Origin of the sequence: Hydrogenophaga palleronii (assembly GCF_031457455.1) — a bacterium.
GTDB classification, from domain to species: domain Bacteria; phylum Pseudomonadota; class Gammaproteobacteria; order Burkholderiales; family Burkholderiaceae_C; genus Hydrogenophaga; species Hydrogenophaga palleronii_A.
The window spans coordinates 74,474-93,316 of the sequence record NZ_JAVDWU010000014.1; the positions used below are offsets into that span (position 1 = coordinate 74,474).

Annotated in this window: 15 protein-coding genes; 8 read left to right on the top strand and 7 right to left on the bottom strand. The window is 60.8% G+C overall.

Annotation, left to right across the window (positions count from 1 at the left end):
• Positions 1 to 158: 158 nt before the first annotated feature.
• From J2W49_RS23805 to J2W49_RS23820, 4 genes are all read right to left on the bottom strand, one after another.
• A complete protein-coding gene (locus tag J2W49_RS23805) occupies positions 159 to 1,205 on the bottom strand; it encodes a serine endopeptidase (protein WP_310321924.1) in 1,047 nt (348 codons plus the stop codon).
• Positions 1,206 to 1,257: 52 nt separating this feature from the next.
• Positions 1,258 to 2,070 carry a DUF2145 domain-containing protein gene (locus J2W49_RS23810; protein ID WP_310321925.1) on the bottom strand — a complete coding sequence of 271 codons (813 nt, stop codon included), beginning with the start codon at positions 2,068 to 2,070 and terminating at the stop codon, positions 1,258 to 1,260.
• A gap of 15 nt (positions 2,071 to 2,085) precedes the next feature.
• A complete protein-coding gene (locus J2W49_RS23815; RefSeq protein WP_310321926.1) occupies positions 2,086 to 2,556 on the bottom strand; it encodes a hypothetical protein in 471 nt (156 codons plus the stop codon).
• 111 nt (positions 2,557 to 2,667) lie between these two features.
• The gene (locus J2W49_RS23820) at positions 2,668 to 3,153 is read right to left on the bottom strand and encodes a YiaA/YiaB family inner membrane protein (protein ID WP_310321929.1); all 486 of its coding nucleotides are present in this window, start codon (positions 3,151 to 3,153) and stop codon (positions 2,668 to 2,670) included.
• A gap of 273 nt (positions 3,154 to 3,426) precedes the next feature.
• On the opposite strand from J2W49_RS23820, the gene J2W49_RS23825 reads away from it, so the two are divergent.
• The 4 genes from J2W49_RS23825 (at position 3,427) to J2W49_RS23840 (ending at position 7,076) form a co-directional block, all read left to right on the top strand.
• Complete coding sequence (locus tag J2W49_RS23825) at positions 3,427 to 4,767, top strand: type II toxin-antitoxin system HipA family toxin (RefSeq protein ID WP_310321958.1); 1,341 nt, start codon at positions 3,427 to 3,429, stop codon at positions 4,765 to 4,767.
• A 5-nt stretch (positions 4,768 to 4,772) separates the two neighbouring features.
• Positions 4,773 to 5,114: a helix-turn-helix domain-containing protein gene (locus tag J2W49_RS23830; RefSeq protein WP_310321931.1), complete on the top strand. Its 342-nt coding sequence runs from the start codon at positions 4,773 to 4,775 to the stop codon at positions 5,112 to 5,114.
• A 114-nt stretch (positions 5,115 to 5,228) separates the two neighbouring features.
• Positions 5,229 to 6,182, top strand: a complete 954-nt coding sequence (locus J2W49_RS23835; RefSeq protein ID WP_310321934.1) for a helix-turn-helix domain-containing protein — start codon at positions 5,229 to 5,231, stop codon at positions 6,180 to 6,182.
• 162 nt (positions 6,183 to 6,344) lie between these two features.
• A complete protein-coding gene (locus tag J2W49_RS23840) occupies positions 6,345 to 7,076 on the top strand; it encodes an alpha/beta fold hydrolase (protein ID WP_310321936.1) in 732 nt (243 codons plus the stop codon).
• Positions 7,077 to 7,744: 668 nt separating this feature from the next.
• Here the strand turns inward: J2W49_RS23840 and J2W49_RS23845 are convergent.
• Positions 7,745 to 7,927, bottom strand: a complete 183-nt coding sequence (locus J2W49_RS23845) for a hypothetical protein (protein ID WP_310321938.1) — start codon at positions 7,925 to 7,927, stop codon at positions 7,745 to 7,747.
• Between the two features lie 473 nt (positions 7,928 to 8,400).
• On the opposite strand from J2W49_RS23845, the gene J2W49_RS23850 reads away from it, so the two are divergent.
• Positions 8,401 to 10,416 carry a hypothetical protein gene (locus J2W49_RS23850; RefSeq protein ID WP_310321939.1) on the top strand — a complete coding sequence of 672 codons (2,016 nt, stop codon included), beginning with the start codon at positions 8,401 to 8,403 and terminating at the stop codon, positions 10,414 to 10,416.
• A gap of 2 nt (positions 10,417 to 10,418) precedes the next feature.
• A complete protein-coding gene (locus J2W49_RS23855; protein WP_310321940.1) occupies positions 10,419 to 11,231 on the top strand; it encodes a hypothetical protein in 813 nt (270 codons plus the stop codon).
• A gap of 594 nt (positions 11,232 to 11,825) precedes the next feature.
• On the opposite strand, the gene J2W49_RS23860 is transcribed toward J2W49_RS23855, so the two are convergent.
• On the bottom strand, positions 11,826 to 13,376 hold the full coding sequence (locus tag J2W49_RS23860; RefSeq protein ID WP_310321941.1) for a hypothetical protein: 1,551 nt from the start codon (positions 13,374 to 13,376) through the stop codon (positions 11,826 to 11,828).
• A gap of 510 nt (positions 13,377 to 13,886) precedes the next feature.
• Here J2W49_RS23860 and J2W49_RS23865 point away from each other — a divergent pair.
• Positions 13,887 to 15,677 carry an ATP-dependent nuclease gene (locus J2W49_RS23865; RefSeq protein ID WP_310321942.1) on the top strand — a complete coding sequence of 597 codons (1,791 nt, stop codon included), beginning with the start codon at positions 13,887 to 13,889 and terminating at the stop codon, positions 15,675 to 15,677.
• Entirely contained in the window at positions 15,674 to 16,936 is a 1,263-nt protein-coding gene (locus J2W49_RS23870) for an ATP-binding domain-containing protein (RefSeq protein ID WP_310321943.1), read from the top strand. Before J2W49_RS23865 ends, J2W49_RS23870 begins: the two co-directional genes overlap by 4 nt.
• 417 nt (positions 16,937 to 17,353) lie before the next feature.
• Here the strand turns inward: J2W49_RS23870 and J2W49_RS23875 are convergent, their stop codons facing one another.
• Entirely contained in the window at positions 17,354 to 18,763 is a 1,410-nt protein-coding gene (locus J2W49_RS23875; protein ID WP_310321945.1) for a DUF2130 domain-containing protein, read from the bottom strand.
• Positions 18,764 to 18,843 lie beyond the last annotated feature (80 nt).

Here is an 18,843-nt window from a genome sequence, read left to right on the forward strand (position 1 = left end):
CGAAGGCACTCTCACCGATTCCCGGCACTCCGGGGGCACGTCGTGCACACGGGGTTGCGAATGGGGTGAAGCCGCGAATTATATGGAAAACAGCATAAAAGTCAAATCAACTCACAGCAAAACCATATTAAAAGCAGTCTAAATGCACTCAATTCGTGTCATTTTGTTGCCAACTCGGCTGGCGTTCCGCAGCCATGGCAGTACCGTGCAAAGGCGTTCTTGCGGCTGTGACAGCTTGCGCAGCGGTTGTGCAGGCCCATGCCGCAGTGCGGGCAGAAGTCGTTTTGCGGGTCCTTCATGTCGACCGCGCGTTCGCAGCCCGGGCACACACCTTTGCTCAAACGCTTCAGCGCCAGGTCGTAATCCAGCTCGTGCCGGCGCTGGCTGTCGGGCAGGGCCTCGGCCTGTTGCTGCCGCTCCAGGTAGCGCTGCAGTGCCCGGATGGCGTAGCGCCCGCCCACCACCGTGAGCACGATGCCCACCACATAACGCACGTAGCCACCGTAGCTGGGCAAATAGGGCACCAGTTCCACGAAGAAGGCGAAGACCGCGAAGAAGATGAAACCCCACACAAACGGCCAGTAGGTGCCGTGGCGCTTCTTCGCAAACAACCAACCCGCCGCCACCAGCAACGGCAGGGTGAGTGCCAGCCGGTACAGGAACACGCGCAGTTCCTGGGCGCGCTGGGCGCTCAGGTAAGTCTCGCGAGCGGCCTCCTCCATCTCGTGCAACTGGTCCTGTGCGCGCTGCTGTGTCTGGCTCGCGTCCAGGGCTGCCTGCTCCTGCGCTTCGACCGCCGTCAAAGCCTCGCGTTCGGCCTTTCGATAGGCGTCGAGATCGCGGGTACGCTGAATAAGCTCTTCGTCCTGCTCAGGCCGCTCGGTGGCGTGCCGCGTCGCCAGCCAGTTGCTGAAGGTCTCGCGCGCGGCTCGGTTGTTGGCCTGTGCCGTTTGCAGACGCAGGCGCGCCTGGTCCAGCGCGTCCTGAGCTTCTCGCCCGGCGCGCTGCGCCGCTTCAATGGTTTGCTTCAGCGCTGGCGCCCGCTGCGGGTCCAGAAAATCGTCCAGCGTCTGCCGCTGTTCCACCTGTGGCAGGTCGCCCACGATGGTGCCGCCCAGCCCCACGAGAAACCAGGCGAACACAAAGGCCACCAGCCACAGCCCGCGGCGAAACCATTTCTCTGACCAGCGCATGCTTTTGCTCATCTCCAACTCCTCTATTCCTTGAATGCGGGCAAGTATCTGCGCGAACCCGTGCTCACAGCGCCAGGCGTACCGGCGAACCGCCCAAACCGCTGCGCTCCAGCCACTGCAGCACCGAGTCCACCGTCACGGTCTCGATGCGGTCTGAGAAACGCTTGGCATTGGGATGGTCATCAAACCGGATGTGGGCCGACGTGGTGCTGGCGCCCAGCCGGGTGAGCGCGCCCAGGCGCAGCGTGCTGGGCTGGTAGCCCTTGAAGCCCAGCCAGGCCTGCGCCTGCTGCCGTGAGGCAATGCCCGGTTCGGCGGCCAGGGCCATCGTCTCCAGCGCCCACTGGTTCGACTGCTGGTAGCGCGTGCCCCAAGCGTAAGACACCATGTTGTAGTCGCGCTCATGCAGGCGGGTGCTGAGCGCCGGGTCGGTCAATACAGCGAGCAACGGTGCCTGCAAGGCCGGCCCCGGCACGGCCCACACCGCTTCGTGGCGCCAGAGGTCGTCCAGGAAGAATTCGCCCAGACCTTGCCGGTACAGGGCACCGGTGGACGTGCCGCACTGATTCAGCTTGTGCAACACGCGCCATGGGCCCTCGGGCGTCTTGTAGGCCCAGCCCAGGTGCGAGTAGCGCAACTGGTACTTGCCCAGGTCCTGGCCCGCGCGGCCCAGCACCACCACGCGCGCACCGCTGCGGGCAAATTCGGCGTCCAGCGCTTCTGCGGTTTTCTGCGCCAGCGTCATGCCCTGCATCAGCGTCTGCGGTGTCATCGGCCGCTGTTCGCAGGAACGCCCGGCGTGCGCGGCATGCGCCACGAGAAGCGCCGCGGCCAAGGTCAGCACGGTGGGCACCGCTTGAAAAGGCTTCTTCTTCATGGTGTCTCCTTTTGATCAATGCGTGATGCGCTCGTTGTGCAGCAGTGCGCGACCCAGTTCATTGGGAATGAAGCACAGCACCTCGCCCGCCGCAGACAAGAGCACGCCGGTGCCGATCACGCTCACGACCACGGCCGTGCCCACGCTGGCTGCCACGCCAGAGGCGGCGCGCCCACTCAGCTCCACACTGGCCCTTGCGCCGTCGGACGCCCGCTCCAGCACGATCACCGTGCCGCGAACCGACACCTCCACCGTCTTCACCACCAGCACCGCGCCGCTCACCGCCAGCGCCACCGGCAGCGCGCTCACCGCCGCCGCACCGGCAACGGCACTGCCCCCCACCGCAGAGGCCGTCCCCACCACCGAGGCCACCGGCAAGGCAGACAGCACCAGCGAAGCCTCGCTCTGCGCGCGCGCCGGGCCGGCGGCCAGGGCCAGCGCCAGGCTGGCGGCGAGAAGGGTGTTCTTCAAGAAAGACTTGTTCATTTCATTGCTCCAGAAACAGGGAATGTGTGGGATCGCCCGCAGGCCACCCGCCTCACCGGGCTTTGCGCCCGTGTCACCAAGGGAAACCACGAGGGGAAAACCGAAGCAGCGTTAGTCGGTCACGTGCTCGGTCAGCGCCTGCTGGCGTCCCATCAAATGGGCTTCGGCCAGGTCCGCCTCGTGGCGATCGCGCAGCGTCTTGGCCAGCGTGAACGCAGACGTCACCAGGTACAACCAGCTCACGCCCAGGTAGGCTTTGTAGGTCTCGTCGATCTCCATTCGCACCAAGCCCCAGAGCGTGAGCCCCATCGCCACCGCAAAACCGCCCCAGACCACAAACCGCCACATCGGCGTCTCCGGCTCACCCGCCAGGCTGGCCTTTTGCGTGTCGCGCACCGCCTTGGACAGCACGAACACCGTGGACAAGCAGAACACATAGCCCATCACCATGAATGCCCGGTCCAGCGCCTGCCCGGGCAGATAAGCCAGCCCGGTGCCACAGAGAAAAACCGCCAGTCCAAACGACACCCAGACCTGGAGTCCCCAGGCGCGGGTGTCGCGATTCACGATGAGAGGAGAGCGTTTGCTGATTGCCATGTAAACCTCAGTGGGTTGTTGAACATGGCGCGGATGGTGGGGGAGCGACCAGCTTTCAAGCACCGATTTATCGACTGGAATCAAAAAATCCATCCATCGGGCTCATATTTCGATACTCATCGACCGAAAGTAGGCCGTTCGGGCCTCTTGGTGGGTGCTGTTTTACGGACGAGGCGATATCACCTTGAACCATCCAAAAAACCCCTTAATCACACGAAAATACAGATAAAAAGATGCCTACTACAGGCCTATTATTGATAGACTTTCGTGCAAATGGACAATATCTGCACCCTCCAGCTTCACGCACAAGGCGCCTGGCACGACATGGCCAGCGTGCGCCTGCATGGCCAGGAAAACGAAGGTTGGAGGGCAAAGACCTATTCGGGCTATGCGGTCGAGTGGGCGTTTGAACACGGCGGCGCTTCCGACGCGCACGCTCTATGCGCCCGATGGCCTGTGGGCCTTGAGCCTTTGCAGGTGCCGCACTGGCCGGTGTTCCTCATTGACATGTTGCCGCAGGGTTTTGGCAGACAAGAGCTGTTGCGCCGCATCGGTCAATCGCCGAATACAGGCGAGTTGGTCGACTGGAAGCTGCTGCTGGCCGGGGCGGGCAACCCCATCGGCCACCTGCGGGTGAAAGAAGCCGCCGAGTGGCTCGGCGCCAACGCTGGCGCCGTGCACGGCTTCACCGATGAAGAAGTGGCGCAGCGCGGTGATGCATTTGCCGAGCACCTGGCCTCGCATGGCCTGTTTGTGGCCGGCTCGTCTGGCGTTCAGGGCGAGTGGCCCAAGGTGTTGCTGACGCGGGCGGACGACGGACTGCTGTACCTGGACCACACGTTGCCAGACAAGCGTGCGGTGCAGCACTACATCGTCAAGTTCGGGCGCGGCACAGATCAGCAACTGGCCAGCATCCTCCGGCACGAGGCCCCCTACATGGGCATTGCCCAACAGTTAGGACTGCGGGTGCATGCCCCTCTGGTGCTGCGCGAGCGCGCCCTTTTTATCCCCCGGTTTGACCGCCAGATCGATCGCCGCAACCACGCCAGCACGGTGACTCGCCTTGCACAGGAAAGCATCGCTACTCTCACAGGCATGCCCGGTTTCGATGCCGTGCCCAGCCACGACCAGGTCTGCCTGGAACTGATGCGGCACTGCACAGACCCGCAAAGCGAGGTACTGGAATACCTCAAACGCGATGTGGCCAACCTGGCCTTGGGCAACAAAGACAACCACGCCCGCAACACCGCCGTGCAGCGCGACTTCAACGGCCACATCGCCCTCACCCCGCTGTACGACTTTGCCCCCATGGTCTTGCATCCGGACGGCATCGCGCGGCGCATTCGCTGGAAAGACAACGACGGCGGTCAGCCCGACTGGGGTCGCGTGCTCGACCGTGTCTGCGAGCTGAGCGCGCAGGAGCAAAAGGAACGCAGAAAGAAGGGGCCCGGGCCGGTGCAACGCGCACCCCTGGTCGAAGGACTGAAAGCCATGGCGCCAGCGCTGGCGCGCATCGCCACCGAAGGCGAAGCCATGGGCCTGGACCCAGCGCTTCTCCAGCTCCTGCGCCCCGGCATCCTGGCCCTCGCGCAAAAACTCGCCACACTGGCCTGAACACCATGGACAAGCGCTACAACACCCTCACGGTTGCGCAGCAACTGGACCTGAGAAAGCAGGCCGTGGAGGACGTGCTCGCACACCCGGAATGGTCGCTACCACAAGCCGTGCGACACCTGAAAAAGACCATGCGCCTGACCACCGCCGAAATGGCCAAACTCTCCGGCATCGCCTACCGCACCATGCAGGACATCGAACAAGAGCGCAGCGAAGGCAGCGTGCAAACCATGAGCCGCATCTTCGGCATGCTGGGGCTCAAGCTCAGTGTGGCGCGGGCGGAGCGGGAGCTGGGAGCAGGCTCTTTTGAAGAGGTTGCGGACATGCACGAACAACACCAGCCATAGCACCCAGCCCCGCAGTGCGCAGCACGGAGGGCAGTCCAGTCAGCGAAGACCCGCAGGCCCTCTTGCGGGAAATTGCTGACGACGCCGACCGAATCGCGCGGCACACTGCAGAGCATGACCACCCCCATCGAACCGCGCCGCTGGAGCACCGACGCCGTGCCCGCGCAGCAGCGCCTGGACTACTGGGTGGGTGCCATCACCGAAGGTTTTCTGGCCATGGACGCCAGCGGCAGCCGCCAGGACTTTTTTGGCGAGTTGCGCTGCGCACCGCTGGGCAGCGTGGGCGTGAACTGGGTGCAGGCTGCGCCCCAGCAGGTGTGGCGCACACCCAGGGGCATTGCCCGCGGCCGCGGCGAACAGTTCTTCTATTTGCTGGGCAACATGGAAGCGCCCTGGACGGTCGCTCAAGACGGGCGGGAAGCCTTGATGCGCCCGGGGGCGTTCGCGCTGGTGGACTCGCGCCGGCCCTATCGATTTGGCTTCGACCGTGGCCCGACCACGGTGTCACTGGAACTGCCGCTGAACTGGGTGACCCACTGGCTGGCCGAGCCAGAGATGCACACCGCCCGGCCCTTCTGCCCTGATGCGCCCGGATGGGGCGCCGCGCTGGTCGCGTTTGCACGCGAGTGGCGCCCCGACATGGCCAGCGCACCGCCTTTGCCAGCCCAGCTTCTGGAAGATCAGCTGGGTGCACTGCTGTCGCTGGCTTGCCCGTCGCAGGTGCCCCACCGTGCAGCGACATCGGCAGCCTTGGTGAATCGGGCGCGAACGGTGCTGCGCGAGCGGCTGGCTGAGCCCGGCCTGACGGCCACCGACGTGGCGGCCTGCCTGGGCTGCTCGGTGCGCAGCCTGCACCGCGCCATGGGCAGCGCGGGAACCACGTTCGCGCAAACCCTGATGGCCGAACGCATGACCACCGCCCGGCTGATGCTGGCCAACCCCGCCCTGCGGCAGGTGAGCGCGGCCGAAATTGGCCGCCGCGTGGGCCTGCTGGACCCATCGCACTTCAGTCGCACCTGCCGGCGCCTGCTCGGTCACACACCGTCTGCCCTGCGCGACCAGCGCTGAACGCTTCGCGTGAGCTTGAAGCAGGCCACCCCTGGCACGCAGCGGCCAGCGGGTTGGCGCACAGCGGCCAACTGAGCGTCGGCGCCCTTCGCACAATCTCTGCCAGCCGGTTCACGCTTGATCCAGGCGCTCACACCTCAATGAAGAGAGAAGGAGAACACCATGTCCAAAAACACCTATGTTCTGGTTCACGGCGCGTGGCACACCGGCGCCGAGCTGGAAGCCACGGCCGATCAGCTTCGAGCACGCGGCCACACCGTGCACTGCCCCACGCTGGCGGGCAACCGCCCTGAAGATGACCGCGCCACCACTGGGCTGGAAGACGCGGCGCAGTCGCTGGCAGCGTTTCTGGATCAACACGGGCTGGAGCAGGTGCGCCTGGTGGGCCACAGCTACGGCGGCATGGTGATCTCGCGCGTGGCCGACCTGCGCCCGCAGCGCCTGGCCCGGCTGGTGTACGTCAACGCCTTTGTGCCGCAACCCGGCGAGTGCCTGAACGATCTGGTACCGCCCCACTACACGGCCCTGTTCGACAACATCGCCGCAGAAACGGGCGGCGGCGTGATGCTGCCGTTCCCGATCTGGCGCGAGGCCTTCATCAACGATGCAGACCTCGCGCTGGCCACCGAAGCCTTCGGAAAGCTCAACACCCACCCGTACAAGACCTTCCAGGACCCGATCACCCTCAGCCAGCCCATGGCAGCCTGCCCACTGCCCAAGAGCTATGTGAACTGCCGCATGGACGCCGCCCTGCCGCACAGCCTGGGCTGGCACCCGCGTCTGTCCGAGCGGCTGGGGCTGTTCCGGCACGTGGAATGCAGTGGCAGCCACGAGGTCTGGTTCACCGACCCGGCTGCGCTGGCCGCGGCTATTGAGCAGGCTGGGCGGGACTGAGGTCAGCAGCGATTGGCAGCGCGGGGTTGCATCCTCTGTCAGGTCAACCCGGGGATTCAACGCATCAAAGAGCCAACGTCTGAGGCTCCGCCACAAAGCCCAGTGCCGTGAAGAGACTGGGCAAGTCACCGTGGATGCACGCCCGAATGGAGTTGTTCAGCATTGCCTTTGACAGGCTGCCCGCGCCAGCACGTCGGTCTTGGCACCGCGCTTGTCCGTTTTGCTTCAACTACCGTTCTGCAGCGATTGGAGCCGTTCGCTGGCTGCGGGTGCACACTTGCTCACTGGCGCCAAGCAGTCATCGGGCCTCGTCGCGCGCGAAGTCTTTAATGTTGGCTGTATGGGGTACAGCGGACATCGGGATCCTTCAACCCAGATGGCGCTGCGCGACTGACCGCTTCCCCATCAGTTGGACTGGCGGTGTCGACCCATCAGCGACATCCAAGGCCTCGATTTCGTCACCCCGAAGCCGCCGATCCGACCAGGGCAACACACTCGAAGGTGGTCCCTCGGCGGAGGGCACGAATCGGTCGGCGGTCCTCAGGGAGATTGATGCGCGCAGTACGGCTTGAGGCCGTGCGGGCTCACCTCACCGGGAGCCCATCCTGAACGCCACCGGCCGGCAGTCCCAGCAGGCGCCGGGCGGCGCCCCGCTCCGCTCCGCTCCACTACGCTACGAACACCACCGCCCCGAGCAGACCACCCTGTACTGCCTGGTGCAGCAGTATGCGGCCAGCTTCATTGCCCACATCTTGGCCAGCACCGGCGCCGAGCTGCCTCGATTTGTCAAGGACGAGTTCGATGCCTTCCTCAAGTGCGGCATCCTGGCCCACGGCTTCCGGCGACGTCATTTGTCCGCGTCGGCCGGACTTTTTCCATTTGAAGTTCTGGCCCTGCGCTCCATGCAATGCCTACGTCGGCTGCCACCCGCCGGGCAACGGCGATGGCACAAAGCCCTTGGGCAGGCTGGCGGACGAGGAGTTGCGTCGGCTCAAGAAAGCATGGCGACGCCTACTACTTGCTGAGCAGGCTACCGGCATTCCGCTCAAGCGCTGCCACGTAGGCATGATGAACGGGACCGAGTGCGAGCTCGTCCGCTGCACCATCATGGAGGCAGAGCTGGACGGCACGCTGCCGGTTAAGCTCCTGGCGCCTCAAGGCGAAGCAACCGCGAACGTGATGGATGAGTGCGTTCGCAAAGAAGCTGGGGCGCCGGTAGGCATCCCATCAACACACAAAGCACCTGCAAGGGTAAATCCCTAGGTTGAACCCTTTCGGCTTTCATACTCAACTGACAGAATTGCCCGCACAGGAGGGCATGGTCATGAAGCGACTGCAGGTCGCGCTTTGCGCGATTTTTGTTCTTGGCGTTCTTGGGGCATGCAAAAAGGACGAAGATTCGGCACGGGCGGCGGCATCAGCCTCTGGAACAACTCCGAAGACACCGGGCGAGCAAGCCCAAGATGCAAAGGCCAGGCCACTTCTCCCTCCCGCAAACTATCCATACCCCAAGGGTGGCGTGACCATTGGGCAAGGGTGGGACACCTACAACGATGCGGGCACCTCTGCCACATGCGTCCAGGTGGCTGCGATGCCGTTGGAGACCGCGACGTATGCCTCTAACGTGAAACTGGCCCAGAGCAGTGTCAGCACACTCAAGGAGCAGACCCTGGCCATAAAGGCTTCGTTCAAGGGGACTGGCACGAAGTCTTCGGGCTCTCTCGACCAAGAGAAGTCTCGGCAACTCAACGTCGATGCTCTCAACTACCTTTTCACATTTGAGGCAGAGAACGGAAGCACATTCGCAGTGCCTCTTGGTGTGTATGAACAAAATGTGATTGAGCCTGCGCGCTTTGCGCATGCATTGAAACAGACGGCCGCCCAAGCCCCAGGAGTTGCGCCGCAGGCCACCCAGACTTCGCCGTCGCTTTCACATCAAATCAGATTCACTCCCGAGGCTGAGGCCCTTCTCAGAGCGAAGGCCTTCAAGGCTTTCAGCGCCAAGTGTGGCGAAGGCTTTGTGGCCAGCATTCACCGGGGCGCCAAGGTCGAAGTCGTTTTGACACTTTCCAGCACGTCGACCGTCGAAAAGGACAAGCTAACGGTAGCTCTGAGTGGCTCCGGATACGGCGTGAGCGCGAGCTTGAGGTCCTCTACCGTCTCCAATAAGCAGGTGGAGTTGAACAACGTCGGCTTCAGGACCTTCCAGGAAGGCGGGATACCTTTCTCGCCCTCTTTGGTAGCCCCCAAGCCTGCCGGGAAACAGGCCGACATCGTCGACTTCACAAAGCTCCAACCGGAGGCTTCGACTCTCCTGCAAAACCCGACCGCCTATCGCGTTTTGGTTGTGCCATATGAGAACCTCGACCCAAGTCTCAAGGGCAATCTGCCCACCCCGCTGCAGCTGATGTCTGTAGCCAAGTACTACGTCGCCCTGAAGGACGTCTACAACTTGGTCGACAACATCATCGAAGATTCCCGTCGAAAGGCCCCTGCGTACGTCAGCACTCAAATTCTCGCTGCATATGGCGGCGTGCCGCGCCTCGTAAGTCTCAAAGACCAGATTCAATTTGACCTTGCAGTCCTTGAGCTTGCGCTCAATTCCTGCGCATCACGCGATTCTGATTGCCTGGTATCTGACTCCTTCGTCAAGGTGACTGCCAAGATTCAGCAAAGTGAAGATGCTGCAAGCGCAGCTGCGCGCGAAGCGGCGGCTGAAGCCAAGAAGTTGGATTGGAATTCAGCCATCTCGGCCCTGCCAGCGGCCGGAAAGATGTCAATCCAGATTGGCGGAATGACACCAAGCGCGACCGTTCCACCGAGTGAAGTTGACAAGGCAAAGGCGGAGTTGCAGAAGCTCTTCGAAGAGAGACTGGCCAGTGCAGAGGCTGCTCTCGATAAGTTCGCCTCGGAGCACAAATCTCTGCGCGAGGAAATTGCACTTCAACCAGAAAAAGACCTGCCCGATTCCTTCTACATGCGCTTCTATTGGTACCTCGCTCAGCTGCCACCACCAAAGGAAGTCGAGGCCGACTACATCTCCATTGCAAGTCTTACGATTCCCGCGGGAAAGTCGTCCACCGACATCATTTCAATTGTGGAGAAGGTTCGCGAAGAAGTGGGCAACGCTACGATGAACGTGCGTCTGCTGCCCTGGAAGCGCTTCTTCTGCGATGACTTGAAGCACGAGGCCCTGTGCGTCTCTGAGCGCTCGTTAATGTCCCTTGTTGATGCGATGGCCATCAATATCAATGACGTGAAGCTCGAGGTGCTTCCACCGCTCAAACCCAAGAAAAAGCGTTGCAAGTCCATCGGTGGCTCAGACTGCTGGAGGTTTTAGGCATGTTTCGCCGGCTGGCTTTGGTGGCAGCCCAGTGCGCCATCACGTTGACGATGCCTGTCTCGGCGTTTTGCCAGAACCCCCCATGGAAGCCCACCACAAAAAACGTGGACGCGCTATTTGATGTCTCTGATGACGAGCGCAAGAACATGTTGGCGACGGATTGGGATGTCCTCTTCAATCGTCCGGGTTACCAAAAGACGCAGCTGCGCTGCATTGAGTTTCTTGGATTCTCAGCATGGCTGAAGCCGATGTTTCCCGACGCGCGGCTCGACCGCTCAGTGTGGACGGTGTCGCGAAATTTCGCCTCGGCCAATTTCAAAGGCGAGCGTCACCACGCGACAACCCCTTTGCGCGCGGACCAAATCAAATACTTTCACAAGCATCTAGATTGGGGCGTGCTGCAGGTCGACGACAGAATCCCGAGTGGAACCACCAGAGCAATCCTCGACGAGGCAGCAAAGGCCGGCATCGGCCCGTTGGCTGGAGTGGGCCTCGTTGTCATAGGCGGCTTTACCGTGACAGCGGGTGCCGTTGTTGGCGGTTCGATGACGCTGCTTTCCATCGGCCGAGGCTACCTCATCGACGAATACCAGTCGTCGCAGCGAAAGGCCATCTTGGCCCTTCGAGAGGACATTGACTCTGAAGCCCACGCCTTCCAGGCCTTCACACGATTTCAAACGGTGGACGGCAGACGCTTTGTGCGCGAACAGTATGGCTTGATGGCACCCGATGGTCACGTACCGCTCTACACCTGCTATTGGGCTGAGACTGGCATTTCGAATGGCACTGCACCGTCAGCGAGGATGCCCTGAGCGTGCGTAAATGCTCCCGCGACTAAACGCTTGACGGCGCTGTATTCGGGCTGCAGCCCAGCCCAGCCCAGCCCAGCCCATCGGAATAGTCGTCGGAGACGTTGGCACGAGGCTCGAGTAGGCACCAAAGGGCCTTCCTGCGCTGGATGTCGCAGCGCGGTCTGGATCACCTTGGCTACCCGAACCCTCGAAGCGGAGATGAACGGAAGACCGCTACTGGCCGAGTCTGTGAGTTCGCAGCGCACCCCGTCAGCGGTCTCCAAGCCTCGACCGCATCACCGACCCGTGGCTGCTTCCTGCAGTGAGGGTGTTCGACCGCGTGTGCGGCTGGGCAGGTGTCACACAAGCCTAAACTACAGCCGCCGGTGGGCGCTGCCTGATGGGCTCACGCTGATGGCCACGAAGCGGGGGATCAGTTTGGAGACCTGCAACGGTACGAGTGGCGGCTGTGCGGGGTATTGCGGTCAAAGGACCATCGTGACATGGCGGCGCGGCTTGACCTACCGCTTCTCCTTCACCTGGACTGGCGGTTTCGCCCCGAAGCAGGCGCGGGTGAAAGCTCCTTGAATGGCTGCTTTGCCGTGCTGCATTCTGTTAGCTCGACCACTTGGCGGAGGCCTGCACTGCTTGCCACTCCGCGCGCTCATACCACGGCTCGCGGCCCAACAAGGTTGAGTTGAGATGAATGCCCCGAGGCATGTCGGCGCCAAGCACTAGAAAAGCAAGACGCTCTGCGAGGCGTGCAAAGTGCCAGTGCGCCACGGCAATCGCTTGGTTGCTGTATTCGTGCCTCAGCCCGTGGGCAAGCGAGTCCCGAATTTGCTTCAGTCCGGGCAGCTTGTTCGAGCCCTGCAGAGGCCAAAGGTCAGACATATAGACAGAGAGTCCTGGGTACGCCGCCTTAAACTTTTCGAATCGGACACTGAAACTCGGCCCACTGCTTTCCACAGACTTGGCATACCCCTCAAGGCGCGCTGCTACCACGCTAGCGCTTGGATGTTCGGTTGCTTCAATTTGGTACTTCTTTTCCAGCAGGGCTGCAATCAAGTCCGCGTCGGTTTCACGAAGCTTTCTACGCTCCTCATTCGTCAATCTTTCCAGGGCAACGATCTCTTCTAGGGCTCCGAACAACGCTGAGAAGTTTTCAGCCGTCGACCGTTTGACGTGCGGTGCCAAAGCGACCGACAGCAGGGTGGTGGCCTCTTTTGTGTTCGGCGATGCCTGAAGAAATTTCTCGACAACAGCTTGTGCGTGTGCCCCAAACTCCTGGGGGAAGCACACGTCCGTCACCGGCTGTTCCGCCATGTCTGGTGCATGGTTCGGATCAAGCGGGTTGAACCACATCGTTTGAATGCCGTCCCCCTTCTCCCAAATCCAGCCGTGAAGCGTGATGGCCTGCCTCATAAGTATCGACAAAGGTGTCAAGACCTCCCTCATCTTGCTGACCAACTGGTCGATTGAGGCTGCCTCGTCATACCGAATTTCTGCAGCAAAGCTGGCACGAATCTCTGCTGCGACTCCTTTGGTATCAACGCGATGGACCGACCAGAACTTGATGAACCGAATCTCGCCAAGCTCTGCAGTCTGCAGCTTGAATAGCTCCACCGTCATGTTTGGCGTCGACGAATAGTTCACCATCTCGGCTTTACTATGCTCCTTGAGGAAGCGAACGGGCGAGAGGAGGAATCTAAGTATCCGTCGCTCGCTCTTCCAATGCGTCCGTCTTACCCAAAGCTGTCCTGCATAGTTGATGTTGAACGTGCCCCTTGCATGCTTCCTCCGCGTGATACCGGCAGGAATTGAGTGATACCAAAGCTCCTTGATTTCGATTTCCAAGCCACCATCGGAACCACGAAGCGAGCACGGGTTCTCTAGAACCTTCCTTTTCTCGCTGCTCAGTGGTATCTCGATTGAGATTTCCGCTGGGAGGCCACCGGCAGCAGGCTCCGTTACCCGGCAGTCGACTTCTATCTTCAAACCGTTCTTGTCCGTTATGACAGCATCAAAAGACGTTTTTTCCAGGTACATGCCGTTGTCCACTTTCTTGCGCACAATGTGTTCAGTCGAGGCTGGTCCACTATAAGCGGGGAGTCTTCCGATGCGAACAGCCATCAGCTTGAGCTGTCGCTCGGCAGCATCAAGCAAGCGTCCGGTTCTGACCGGCAGTGTGAGTTCGAGTCCGCGCCTGGAAGCTGACCTCTGAGTCGGCCGCCTTCCCGGCCAAGGTCAGCTTTCGGCGATCTACTCGTTGACCCGGGGTTGGCCAGTACCCGCCATTGGTCGACGGCGGCTTTCTGGCGCCGCAACCATCATTCGGCAGTGACTCGGGCTCGCGGCACACTTGGCCTAAAAATAAAAAACTCGAGTACACATTGGTCGACACGATTAAAACTGCGGGCAGGTCCGACTTCGTCCGCATTTGCGGCGGCGAGAATAGCCTATGCCCATGCTCGCCCTCATCCCCTGCCTGCGCGTGACGGAGGCCATCGTCGCTGGACCGTTGAATCGGAGTCGAAGAGCCAAGACAGAAATGTCGCGCTAGATCTGCACTTGGCGCATTGCTTGTGTCAGGAGGAGACGCTGGAACTCGCCCTGCAGGTCAGGGCACTTGGAGGCCGGAGCCCGTGGTCCGAACCCATAAATGAGGAGGGAAGAATGCGAATAGCCAACTTGAGAATCGAGAACTTTCGGGGCGTAAGAAGTGGCTTCGTTCAGTTCGGCAGACACCCAGTTCTTGTCGGAGACAACAACACCGGCAAGACTACCCTGATCGAAGCTCTGACTCTCGTGCTTGGCAGAGATCGCCTAGTTCGCGAACTGACCGAGCATGACTTCTTCGGCTCCAACCCTCAGGCGGCGGACCGGGTCAAGGTCGTGGCCACGGTCACCGATTTTCCCGGCGACGACCCTGAGCAAAGCAGCCAATGGTTCCGCGATGAGAGGGCAGTCGTCAAATGGCTTGATGAGGCGACAGGCCAGGTTCATCCTGCGCGCAACAACCCCGCCTGGAAGCTGTGCTGTCAGCTCGGCGTTCAAGCGCGCTTCGACCAAGACAGCTTGGCCGTGGAAACCATACGCTACTTCCACGATCACGATGAGCCCATCGATCCTTTCGCTGACGAGGCTCCGGCCCCCGTTCCAGGCAAGCTCATACAAGAACTGAGCTTCTATCTCGTGCGTGCGAGCCGAACGTGGGACAAAGTCTTTTCGTGGGGAAACGAGCTTTTCAAGCGCACCGTATTGGCGGCTGCGGCTCAGCCTGCAGGCGCATTGATCGCTGAGCGAGACCGTCTGCGCACACCTGCTCAGCCAATCGATGCTGACCCTGGTATTCAACCGCTGATCCAGAATCTGAACAAGGAGCTTGCACTCTCGTTCCCAAATGCACCTAGAGTCCAGTTGAGGCTCACCAGCACTGACAGCCGATCTGTCATGGAGGCGGTTTCAGCCCACTTTGCAGGAACAGATGGCTTCAGTATTCCTGCTGGTAGACAGGGGAGCGGGCTAGTGTCCATGCAGGGCCTACTACTGCTGCTCGAACTCGGTCGTGCCCGTGCTGCAAGTGGTGGTGAATTCCTGATGGCCTTGGAGGAGCCGGAAGTGCATCTACCGCCGTCTGCGCAGCAGCGGTTGGTTCAGCGAGTTCAAGCTCTCTCCACTCAGACTTTCGTCACGACCCATTCGCCCCTTGTTGCCAGCATGGCAGACCCGACCTCTGTGCTGATCTTGAAAAAACAAGATGGCGTTCTTTCAGCCGAGCCATTCCTTGCAAGCCCACTTACTGCGGCGGCCCCAAACTGGAAGCGCAAGTTCTTCCAGCACAGCCGGATTGACGTGCTGAGTGCGCTGATGCAGCCGACACTCCTCGTTCCAGAAGGCCGTGCCGATTTCCAACTGATACGTTGCATCCTCCGGCCGTTGATGATGACCGAAGGATGGATCGAAACAATGCGTCGCCCCTTCGGCATCGAAGTTGGCGTGGTTCCCACGGAAGACGCAAATGTCATCGAGACCCACAAGCTGATGAGGCGCCTCCACAAGCGTGTGTGCTGTCTCGTCGACGGTGACGCCGCCGGGCTGGAGTATGTAGATCAACTGCGGCAGGACGCCGAACCGCCCAGTTCGATCATCCGTTGGAACGATGGCGCAATGATTGAGGATGCCGTCGGGTGGATCCTCAATGCGGACGAAGCTGCAGTGGTGGCCAAGCTTGCGGAGATATCCCCGCAGCCTCCTACCTCGAGCGCCGATGTCGTGGCGTACTTGAAGATCAAGAAGGTGGACATCATCGCATATGAAGTTCTTGCGGAAGCCATATCTACGACGTCAGCATGCAGGGAGCGGGCCGCAGATCTCCTGAGCGGTCTGGCTTGCGCATGTGCCGGCGACGAAGCTACGCAGCGCTTTGTTCGCGGAGCGCATGGAGTGTGGGTGTTTCAGCCGTGACGGTCCGTGCTTTCACCGGCGGTGCTGGTTGCGGCAAGACCTACATGCTCATGGAATCGCTGTCTGCGTATTTGGAGGCGACACCTCTCCAAGAGGGTCAGAAAGTCCTGGCTCTCACATTCATGCATGGATCTCGTCGGCGCCTGGAAGAGCGTCTTGGGATGCTTCAGAACCAGAAGGGCAAGACGGAATGCACGACCATCGACAGCTTCGCATGGCGTCTGTTCCGGCGTTGGCGTTCGCTCGCCTCCGCTCTAGGCTTTGTGAACATCCAACCGAGTGAGTACGAGCGCGTATGTGAAGCTGCCAGTGCACTCGCACAGGTCAAGGAGGTCCAAAGCTGGGTGGCTGCGACGTTTCCGATCCTTATCGTTGACGAGGCCCAAGACATGACCGCAAATCGCCTCCGCATGGTGGCAGGCTTGGCCAACAGGTTGGAGGTCTTCGTTGCTGCCGACGAGTTTCAATGCCTGAGCGAGGAGCTTCGACCTAACCCCGCATGCGCTTGGCTTTCTCAGGTATGCGCCCCTGAAGAGCTTGTTCAGCCCCGTCGGACCGACGTTGATGAGCTGCTCAATGCAGCTAGAGCAATTCGCGCCGGTAAAGCGCCTAAGTCAGAGAAGTTCTTCGTCGTTGCGCAGACTTCCACTGCGCCATTGGCTGGTGCATGGGTCAACTCCAATTTGAGCTGGTACGGCGGAGGCAAGAGCGTCGCGATCATCACCCCGACCCTTGGAGCGTTCGCCAAAGGTGCGTTGACCTGGGCTGCTGCCAATAGGACCAAGAGGGGTGCAGGCCCGTACGACATCGCATGGGAACAGTCAGAGGCTAAAGCCGCAACCGAGTACCTCGCCACGATCAAACTTGCGGACCAGACCGATGGTCCTTCCATTGTTGCCGTCCTCGCGGCTGCTGGTGACGCTAGGACTGCCAGGGATGTGGCCGAATGGCTGGAGATTCAACGTCGGACCCGGGCGAAGTTGGAGTTCTCAAAGGATGAGGTCGTGAAGTCGATCGAGCAGTCCTTCTCTCAGCGCCGTCATTCTCGAAGAAGCGAAGTGCTTGGATGGAAGGGAATGACAGTTCATGGAGCCAAGAACCGGGAGTTCGACAATGTCATTGTTCTTTGGCCAGCCGCAGTCGGAGGGAACGATGATCAAAAGAGGCGCTTGCTCTACAACGCGGTGACACGCGCGAAGGAGCGTTGTGTTGTCCTCGTGCAGGCAGCTGCGCATATGGGCCGGCCTCCGTTCACGTGAGACAGATCCCGCACTCGAGTTCCATTGCGGACGCAATGAGAAAAATGGAAACGATGCCCGGGTTCCGGAGTCCTCTTTCGATGCTACTCGTGGCGCCACGGGATTGCGCCCCGACTGACGCAGTGTCATAAGCAGCCCCCTAAAGGATGACATTGGGTAGGGTCATTTTGCAGATCGAATCTCAGCTGAGGGGCCGCGAAGAGCCGGTCGCCTTGGCGGGTTGTCGTTGGGAACTCCGCGCGGCCCAACTTTCGAGTGGCAGCTGCTGAAGGTACAGCAGTCGGTCATGTTGCAGGACGACGAATGGCCGGATACGGCGACGGCCGTCACTGGGCTGCAAAACCTTACAGGCGGCAAACAGCCTTAACCTGCCACCGAAATCACCAATCCCAAATCCGCTCACGACCAATACCCCGCCTACCCCCCATCCCCCGGCTTTTGCTCCTTCAACTCAGCAAACTTGGCCGCCATCGTCGGGTTCCCGCGCGTCAGCTTCTTGATGGTCACGTCCTGCGCCTTGTCGTTGGCAAGCCGAAGGTTCCGGTCGGTTCCCATCAGCGCATCCTTGGTTTTTTGCAGGTGATCGATCGATTTGTCGATTTCGTCGATGGCGGTTTGAAACCGTCGTGAAGCGAGGTCGTAGTTTTTCGCGAAGGCACTCTTGAACTCTTCCAGGCCGTTCTCGAAGTTGGTGATGTCGATGTTCTGCGACTTCACCAGCGCCAGCTCTGACTTGTACTTCAGCGAGTTCATCGCTGCGTTGCGCAGCAGCGTGATGATGGGAATGAAGAACTGCGGCCGCACCACGTACATCTTCGGAAAGCGGTGGAACACGTCGACGATGCCGGTGTTGTAGAGCTCGCTTTCGGGCTCCAGGAGCGAGACCAGCACCGCGTATTCGCAACCCTTCTCGTTGCGGTCTTTGTCGAGTTCTCTCAGGAAGTCTTCGTTTCTATTCTTGGTGGCCGTGCGGTCGTTTTCGTTCTTCATCTCGAACATGATGGAGACGATTTCTGTGCCGGCTTCGTCCGCGTCGCGGAAGATGTAGTCGCCCTTGCTGCCCGTACGAGCGTCGTTGTCTTTTTCAAAGTAAGCCCGTGGAAATGCCGTGGCCCGAATGCGGTTGAACTCGGTCTCGCAGTGCTGTTCCAGGGTTTCGCCCACCATCTTGGTTGACAGACGGGCCTTCATGTCGCGCAGGCGCTCGATGGCGTCGTCACGGTCCTTGATCTGGGTTTCGTATTTGTCCTTCAGCGATTTCTCGGCCAGCTGTTTCTCAAGCTCCGCACGTGCGAGGCTGCTCTTGAGTTCGTCGCGCTCTTTCTCAACCGAGCCCACGGCCTCGGTGATCGCCAGCTTCTGCGCCACCGCAATGGCGTCCAGCCTGGCTTTCAGATCCTGAATCTCCGCGTCCTTCGTGGCCGCTGCCTGCTGCAGCCCGTTGACCAGTCTTGCTTCGGCCAGATCGGATGCGGCTTGTTTGTCGCGCCTGGCCTGTTCCAGTTCGTTGGCAAGCGCGTCGCGCTCTTTCTCCACCTTGCCCAGCGCTTCGGCCACGGCGAGCTTGCGAGCGACCTCCTCAGCATCGAGCCTGGCTTTCAGTTCCTGAATTTCTGAATCCTTGGCGGCGGCAGCCTTCTGCAACTCGCCAGCGACCCGGGTGGTGGCCAGCTCGACGGCATTGCGCTTGTCTTGCTCGGCCAGTTCAAGCCGGTCGTGCAGTTGCTGATCGAATTCGCTGTCGCGCACCTGCTTGAGGATGTCTGCGTAGCCGGCTTCGTCGATCTTGAATGCTTTGCCGCAGTGTGGGCAGATGATTTCGTGCATGCTGAGGCTCCTCCGGCCTTCGTGATAACTGGCAGGTGCCTCCATGGACCGGCTGGAACCAATATAAACCAGCGCTTCAG

What these genes read in the sequence shown, in the direction of transcription:
- J2W49_RS23805 (WP_310321924.1), bottom strand. Translation starts at nt 1,205, where the DNA reads ATGAGCAAAAGCATGCGCTGGTCAGAGAAATGGTTTCGCCGCGGGCTG.
- J2W49_RS23810 (WP_310321925.1), bottom strand. Translation starts at nt 2,070, where the DNA reads ATGAAGAAGAAGCCTTTTCAAGCGGTGCCCACCGTGCTGACCTTGGCC.
- J2W49_RS23815 (WP_310321926.1), bottom strand. Translation starts at nt 2,556, where the DNA reads ATGAACAAGTCTTTCTTGAAGAACACCCTTCTCGCCGCCAGCCTGGCG.
- J2W49_RS23820 (WP_310321929.1), bottom strand. Translation starts at nt 3,153, where the DNA reads ATGGCAATCAGCAAACGCTCTCCTCTCATCGTGAATCGCGACACCCGC.
- J2W49_RS23825 (WP_310321958.1), top strand. Translation starts at nt 3,427, where the DNA reads ATGGACAATATCTGCACCCTCCAGCTTCACGCACAAGGCGCCTGGCAC.
- J2W49_RS23830 (WP_310321931.1), top strand. Translation starts at nt 4,773, where the DNA reads ATGGACAAGCGCTACAACACCCTCACGGTTGCGCAGCAACTGGACCTG.
- J2W49_RS23835 (WP_310321934.1), top strand. Translation starts at nt 5,229, where the DNA reads ATGACCACCCCCATCGAACCGCGCCGCTGGAGCACCGACGCCGTGCCC.
- J2W49_RS23840 (WP_310321936.1), top strand. Translation starts at nt 6,345, where the DNA reads ATGTCCAAAAACACCTATGTTCTGGTTCACGGCGCGTGGCACACCGGC.
- J2W49_RS23845 (WP_310321938.1), bottom strand. Translation starts at nt 7,927, where the DNA reads ATGACGTCGCCGGAAGCCGTGGGCCAGGATGCCGCACTTGAGGAAGGC.
- J2W49_RS23850 (WP_310321939.1), top strand. Translation starts at nt 8,401, where the DNA reads ATGAAGCGACTGCAGGTCGCGCTTTGCGCGATTTTTGTTCTTGGCGTT.
- J2W49_RS23855 (WP_310321940.1), top strand. Translation starts at nt 10,419, where the DNA reads ATGTTTCGCCGGCTGGCTTTGGTGGCAGCCCAGTGCGCCATCACGTTG.
- J2W49_RS23865 (WP_310321942.1), top strand. Translation starts at nt 13,887, where the DNA reads ATGCGAATAGCCAACTTGAGAATCGAGAACTTTCGGGGCGTAAGAAGT.
- J2W49_RS23875 (WP_310321945.1), bottom strand. Translation starts at nt 18,763, where the DNA reads ATGCACGAAATCATCTGCCCACACTGCGGCAAAGCATTCAAGATCGAC.